This is a genomic window from uncultured Abiotrophia sp. (genome assembly GCF_963520105.1).
Taxonomy (GTDB): domain Bacteria; phylum Bacillota; class Bacilli; order Lactobacillales; family Aerococcaceae; genus Abiotrophia.
Window position 1 is genome coordinate 22654 of record NZ_CAUQPN010000013.1, and the last position, 6539, is coordinate 29192.

General features: G+C 48.7%; 8 protein-coding genes. 6 read left to right on the forward strand and 2 right to left on the reverse strand.

The window, feature by feature from the left end:
- Positions 1 to 5: 5 nt before the first annotated feature.
- Genes RWO08_RS09240 through RWO08_RS09250 form a run of 3 tightly spaced genes read left to right on the forward strand, consistent with a single transcriptional unit; the run spans position 6 to position 1869 of the window.
- Positions 6 to 776 carry a TIGR01457 family HAD-type hydrolase gene (locus RWO08_RS09240; RefSeq protein ID WP_070755833.1) on the forward strand — a complete coding sequence of 257 codons (771 nt, stop codon included), beginning with the start codon at positions 6 to 8 and terminating at the stop codon, positions 774 to 776.
- A 2-nt stretch (positions 777 to 778) separates the two neighbouring features.
- Positions 779 to 1399, forward strand: a complete 621-nt coding sequence (locus RWO08_RS09245; RefSeq protein ID WP_314211899.1) for a TIGR01906 family membrane protein — start codon at positions 779 to 781, stop codon at positions 1397 to 1399.
- Positions 1400 to 1458: 59 nt separating this feature from the next.
- Positions 1459 to 1869 carry an Ohr family peroxiredoxin gene (locus RWO08_RS09250; RefSeq protein WP_070755835.1) on the forward strand — a complete coding sequence of 137 codons (411 nt, stop codon included), beginning with the start codon at positions 1459 to 1461 and terminating at the stop codon, positions 1867 to 1869.
- 32 nt (positions 1870 to 1901) lie between these two features.
- On the opposite strand, the gene RWO08_RS09255 is transcribed toward RWO08_RS09250, so the two are convergent.
- Together RWO08_RS09255 and RWO08_RS09260 are read right to left on the reverse strand one after the other, a co-directional pair.
- On the reverse strand, positions 1902 to 2906 hold the full coding sequence (locus RWO08_RS09255) for an NAD(P)/FAD-dependent oxidoreductase (protein ID WP_314211900.1): 1005 nt from the start codon (positions 2904 to 2906) through the stop codon (positions 1902 to 1904).
- A 76-nt stretch (positions 2907 to 2982) separates the two neighbouring features.
- Complete coding sequence (locus tag RWO08_RS09260; protein WP_268445553.1) at positions 2983 to 3471, reverse strand: divergent PAP2 family protein; 489 nt, start codon at positions 3469 to 3471, stop codon at positions 2983 to 2985.
- Between the two features lie 189 nt (positions 3472 to 3660).
- On the opposite strand from RWO08_RS09260, the gene RWO08_RS09265 reads away from it, so the two are divergent.
- Genes RWO08_RS09265 through RWO08_RS09275 form a run of 3 tightly spaced genes read left to right on the forward strand, consistent with a single transcriptional unit; the run spans position 3661 to position 6047 of the window.
- Positions 3661 to 4245 (forward strand): peptidylprolyl isomerase, encoded by a 585-nt coding sequence (locus tag RWO08_RS09265; protein WP_023392269.1) that lies wholly within the window; start codon positions 3661 to 3663, stop codon positions 4243 to 4245.
- Positions 4246 to 4264: 19 nt separating this feature from the next.
- Positions 4265 to 4666 carry a CvfD/Ygs/GSP13 family RNA-binding post-transcriptional regulator gene (locus tag RWO08_RS09270; protein WP_023392268.1) on the forward strand — a complete coding sequence of 134 codons (402 nt, stop codon included), beginning with the start codon at positions 4265 to 4267 and terminating at the stop codon, positions 4664 to 4666.
- A 37-nt stretch (positions 4667 to 4703) separates the two neighbouring features.
- The gene (locus RWO08_RS09275) at positions 4704 to 6047 is read left to right on the forward strand and encodes a glucose-6-phosphate isomerase (RefSeq protein ID WP_303823044.1); all 1344 of its coding nucleotides are present in this window, start codon (positions 4704 to 4706) and stop codon (positions 6045 to 6047) included.
- Positions 6048 to 6539: the final 492 nt, after the last annotated feature.

Below are 6539 nucleotides of genomic sequence, written 5' to 3' on the forward strand. Positions count from 1 at the left end.
TCCCTATGAAAGACTACGCAGGTTATTTGATTGATTTAGATGGAACGGTCTACTTCGGCAAGAATCGTATTCCGACGGCCGAAGCCTTCATTAAGAAGTTAGTGGCGCAAGACATTCCCTTCCTCTTCATTACCAATAATGCGACGCGCTCGGCAGCTCAAGTGGCTCATGCCCTCAGCACCCAGTATGAATTGCCTGTGACCGAGAAACATGTCTATACCTCCGCCATGGCCATTATCGACTATCTGCATGCCCACCATGAGGGACAAACGGTCTATGTAGTGGGCGAAGCACCTCTTAAAGAACAGGTGGCGGCAGCCGGCTTCACGCTAGTGGAAGATGAATCGGCTCAAGTGGTGGTCCAAGCCTTGGACCGTCAGACCACCTATGAAGCCCTGTCCATTGCGGTCCTAGCTATTCGGAATGGGGCGGCTTTCTTGGTGACCAATACCGACAGTAACATCCCAACTGAACGGGGCATGATGCCAAGCTCAGGGGCCTTGACTTCCTTTATTCAGTATGCCAGTCAGGTAGAACCGGTCGTTATGGGCAAACCTTTCAGTCCTATTCTGGAGGGTGGTCTCCATACCCTGGGCTTGACCAAGGATCAAGTCCTTATGATTGGTGATAATTACGAGACCGACATCAAGGTGGGGATTAATGCCGGTATGGATACCTTGTTGGTCTTAACAGGCTTTACTCAAGAAGAAGATCTCAAGTCCGTGCCAGTGCAACCAACCTACGTCCGGCCAGATCTCTCCACTTGGGAGCTCTAGTCATGGAACAAATAAGGGCCTGGATTCGGGCGGGAGTCAGTCTCTTGGGTGGCCTGGCCAATGCTGTCTTGGGGACCATTCTCCTGGCCCCCTTGCTCTATGGGGTCTATCTGCAATTAGATTGGATTCCCCACATTGCGGGTCTGTTAAAGTCAGCAGTCTATGAGGACTTTATGCGCATCTGGACCTATCTATGGCAAGTCTGGCGGCCCAGCCTGGAGCTGGCGCACTTTGCCAGTTCAGCCGGAGGACGACAGCACTTTGCTGAGGTTCGGACGCTCATAATCGGTCTGGTCTTGCTAGCTCTCCTGCTCAATGTCCTTATCTGGCGTTGGGCCCGCCAAGGGCAATTCAACTCCTGGTCCTATTGGCAGGCGCTTAAGCAAGGCCAGTGGGGGCTAGCCCTACTAGGACTAGGGATGCTACTCTTCTTTGACCAGGCCTTTGTGGCCTTCCATCGGCTCTTCTTCGCCAATGAGCTCTGGCTCTTCGATCCGCGTCTAGACCCCGTCATCTGGATTCTGCCCCAGTCTTATTTTTTGGGACTGACGGCACTTATTCTGGCCCTCTATGGCTTGTGGTCCTGGCTTTTTGCCAAATTCTTCGCTCCTCAAGCATTTTGAATACGCTTTGCATAAGCTTATGCTATAATGAGGATAACCTAATCGAGGAGGAAGTAAGAATGAGCAAAAAAATTTCATTATCAACCGTCGTGAACACAGGTGGCCGTGATGGCGAAGTTAAATCCGTAACAGGGGACTTAAACCTTAAGACTAGCATGGCTAAAAAAGAAGGTTACACCAACCCAGAAGAACTCTTCGCAGCTGGTTTGTCTGCCTGCTTCAATGGGGCTTTGTCCTTCCCATTACAACGTGATGGCTTAGGCGACCGTCAACGCCAAGTGCGCGCTGAAGTAGTGCTCTTAGGCGACCTGCCAGATACTAACAGCTTGCACCTAGCAGCTAAATTAATTGTATCTATTGAAGGCTTGAGCCCAGAAGAAACCTTACGCTATGTTCAAGAGACAGAAAACATCTGCCCTTACACTAAAGCAGTAAAAGGCAACATCGAAGTGGAATTAGTAGCTGAATAAGTATAAAAAGACGAGGCCTAGGCCTCGTCTTTTTATTTGTCCTCGAAAAGGGAGGAACTGTGAACATGTAGATTGTTGCGCTCTGGATAGAGGCTGGCCATAGCGTGGCTAACGGCCGTAGTGGCTTCGCCAAAGCCAGTCGCAATCAGCTTAGTCTTGCCTTGGTATTGGGCAATATCCCCGATAGCATAGACACCTAGCAAATTAGTTTGGTGGCAGCTGCCGGTCTCGATAGTCTGACGCTTGATGGTAAGGGGCCACTTGGCGATTTCGCCTAAGGAAGAGACGAAGCCGTAGCTGACGATGAAGTCATCGACGTCTAAGTTGACCTTTTCTTCTTGGCGTGGCACTTGCAAGGTTAGGTGGTCAAGCTGGCCGTCTTGGCCATGGAGGGCAACTGGAATATAAGGGGTCCAAATCTTGACGCTAGAAGACTCCAACAGGCTGACACTGTGTTCGTGGGCCCGGAACTGGGGTCTGCGATGGATTAGGTGGACCTGCTTGGCGTAGGGTTCAAGGGCTAAGGCCCAGTCAACCGCCGAGTCGCCCCCGCCACAGATGGCTACGACCCGATCTTGGAAGGCCTCAGGTTGGCGGACGAAATAATGAAGCGATTTTCCTTCAAAGTCTGGCGCCTCGGGCAAGTCCAATTTACGAGGACGAAAGGCCCCGTTGCCTACGGCAATAATAACCGCGCGGCTAAAATGACTGGCTTGCGGGGTCTGAATTTCATAGTAGGGCTTGCCGTCTTCATCTTCATGCTGAATCAGTTGACGGGCTTCCTGGCCGGTACAGATGGTGGTGTCGAAGTGGTCCAGTTGTTGAATCAGAGATTGGGTGAGGTCGCCCCCCTTGATTTGGTAGTGGGCCGGAATATCGTAGATGGCCTTCTCAGGGTAGAGGTGGGCTGGCTGGCCGCCTAATAAGTCTAGGCTTTCGATGATTTTGGTCTTGGCCTGGCGCATGCCGGCGTAAAAGGCAGCATAGAGGCCGACCGGCCCGCCACCGATGATGGTGATGTCGTAAATTTGAGACATAGTAGGGACTCCTTATTCAATCATAGTTTTTAAGGCAAAAGAAAAGGGCAAGTCCAGGGTCCTTGCACCAGATTTCTTAGAGACTGAGATAGATGGCCCGGCTGACGAAGGCGACTAGAACGCCGACTAAGACGCCGACCACCACTTCGGTGGGGCGATGGCCCAGGTATTTTTCGATGATCATATCTTCATAGTGATCGATGTCGTGGCTTTCTTGCAGGCGGCGGAAGTCAGCTTGGATCTCCGGGTCTTGCAGGCGACGCTTAGCTAAGAGGTTGAGCAGAAGACCCTGCTCACCACTCTGGCGACGCACGCCCATGGAGTCAAACATGACGATGACCCCGAAGATAGTGGCAATGGCCACCAGAGGGGATTCAAAGCCGTATTCCAGCACCAGGCTGGTAATCAGGCTGCTAACTGCGGCCGAATGGGAACTTGGCATGCCGCCAGTGGTCATGACAATATTTACTTTGACCTTATGACGGTTAGTCACGAGGGCAATAGGGTATTTAATAGCTTGAGTGAAGAGAATCGCGACAAGAGATGTCAGCAATATGGTATTCATAAGTGGGGGGCTCCCTCCTTCTCCTTATACAGGTATCTATTAGATAATATCAAAAAATGCGACTTGAAACTAGTAGGAAGCCGTAAATTCTCAAGAAAAATCATGAGAAGGTCACTTTTGATTTGAATCTGACGGGATTTAGTGTATCATATAGATGATATTCAACCATTAACAATAGGAGGATGATTCATGACATATCCACAACTTGATCTGGCCCAAGCCAGCTTACATGCTTTAATTAAAACCAACCACGGCGACATTAAGGTAGCCCTCTTCCCAGAGCTAGCACCTAAGACCGTGGCTAACTTCGTTGGTCTTGCTAAGCAAGGCTACTATGACGGCGTGATTTTCCACCGAGTCATTGAAGACTTCATGATTCAAGGGGGCGACCCAAGCGGTACCGGTATGGGTGGCGAGAGCATCTACGGCGAGAGCTTCGAAGATGAATTCTCACGTGAGCTCTACAACTTGAAGGGGGCCCTTTCCATGGCTAACGCAGGGCCTAATACTAACGGCAGCCAATTCTTTATCGTAACAGCTAGCAATGTACCAAGCACCATGTTGGGCCAAATGCAGGAACTGGGTTTCCCTGAAGAAATCGTGGCAGCCTATGCAACAGAGGGCGGGACACCTTGGTTGGACCAACGCCACACGGTCTTCGGTCATGTGGTAGAAGGCATGGATGTCGTCATTGCAATCAATAAAGTTGTTACCGGTCTCCAAGATAAACCGGTAGAACCTGTTGTGATTGAGACGATTGATGTGTTAGAATAAGCAAGGATGGTGACATCCTATGACTGAATTTAAAATAGGCGATATCGTTGAAGGCCAAATCACAGGCATCCAAAATTATGGCGTCTTCGTCGGTCTCTCGCCAACCGAACAAGGTCTGGTTCACATTTCCGAGTGCAAGCATGGCTACATGAATGAGCTCAGCAACCAGATTAAGGTAGGCGACAAGGTCAAGGTCATGGTCATTGACATTGATGAATATACCAAGAAGATTAGCCTGTCCATGCGGGTCTTGATGAAGCTCAACACCCCGCCGTATCCAGCCCGGACCAAGAAGCGCGCCAAGCGCCACTTGCCTGACATTGGCTTTTCCAGTGTGGCTAAGAAGTTGCCGGAATGGATTGACAGCGCCCTTCAATCCATTGAAGAAGATCGCTTTGAAGTCAAGCAACAAATCAAATAAACTAGTCCAATACTAGCTAGACAAGAGGTAGGAAAAAATGGCACATATTAAATTTGATTACTCTACTGCCAAAAAATTCTTTGGCGAACACGAACTAACTCAACTCCAAGACTACGTGACCGTAGCTGACCGTCAATTGCGTGAGGGTACAGGGGCAGGTAGTGACTACACCGGTTGGGTAACTTGGCCTGAAGCATACGATAAGGAAGAATTTGCCCAAGTTCAAGCAGCTGCTGAGAAAATCCGTCAAGATTCTGATGTCTTAGTGGTTATCGGGATCGGGGGTTCATACCTAGGCGCTCGTGCAGCCATCGAGTTCTTGAACGATAGCTTCTATAATATGAAGGCTGGCCGCAAGGGGATGCCACAAGTAGTCTTTGCTGGTAACAGCATTTCTTCTACTTATTTACATGACTTATTAGACTTGATTGGCGACCGTGACTTCTCAATCAACGTTATTTCTAAATCAGGGACCACTACTGAACCAGCCGTTGGTTTCCGTGTCCTCAAGGAAAAATTGATTGCTAAGTATGGTAAGGAAGAAGCCATCAAACGTATCTACGCAACCACTGATGCTAAGCGTGGGGCCCTCAAGGCAGAAGCTGACCAAGAAGGTTACCAAACTTTCGTTATCCCAGATGCAATCGGCGGACGTTTCACTGTCTTAACACCAGTTGGGCTCTTGCCAATCGCTGTTGCAGGTGGCGACATCCAAGCTATGATGCAAGGGGCAGCAGCTGCTATGGCCGAATACAGCCAAGCAGATTTAGCAAGCAACCAAGCTTACCAATATGCAGCGATTCGTAACATTCTCTACCGTAAAGGTAAAGTAACCGAACTCTTGGTTAACTACGAACCAGGTATGGCCTTCTTCAACGAATGGTGGAAACAACTCTTCGGTGAATCAGAAGGGAAAGACTTCAAGGGCATTTACCCATCAAGTGCTAACTTCTCTACTGACTTACACTCCTTGGGTCAATACATCCAAGAAGGCCGTCGCAACATCTTCGAGACGGTTGTCAAGGTTGAGACGCCTCGCCATGACGTGGTCATTCCAGAACAAGAAGTTGATACCGATGGTTTAGGTTACTTACAAGGTCAAACAGTTGACTTCGTTAACACCAAAGCCTTCCAAGGGACACTCTTGGCTCACATCGATGGCCAAGTGCCTAACTTAGTCGTAAGCATTCCAGCGATGGACGCCTACAGCTTAGGTTACTTAGTCTACTTCTTCGAAATTGCGGTTGCTATTTCTGGTTACCTCAATGGGGTTAACCCATTCGACCAACCAGGGGTAGAAGCCTACAAGAAGAATATGTTTGCCCTCTTAGGCAAGCCAGGTTTTGAAGACTTAGCTGCAGAATTGAACAGCCGCTTATAAGACTTTCTACTATATAATAGGCAGAATCAAGCAGGGATCCAGATGGACTTCCCTGCTTGTCTTTTTCTACCACTATATCTTGTGGCCAAAGAGGGCCCCAAAGAGCCTTAAACACAAGTTTTCAAAGAAGCCAAAAAAGATGGAAAAAGTGGTTGACACTAGTAAGTGGACCATGGTATATTACTAGAGTCCTTACGACAGCGACAGCTAAAAAAAGCTGCCGGCCAATCCCCAAAAAGGGCTTGACCTGAAGCGGTTGTAATGATATTATAGAGTAGGTCTGAGAGCTAGCGAACATTCACTAAAAAGTTTGAAAAAAGAGCTAAAAAGTGTTTGACAAGCATAGCCCAGACTGATATGATATATGAGTTGCTACCAGCAACAAGCACTGACCAAAAACTTCGAAAAAACTTCTGAAAAGTTGTTGACAGGAAGTGAGGCTTGTGCTAATATATAGAAGTTGTCACGTGGTGGCAAGGAGCACATTGAAAA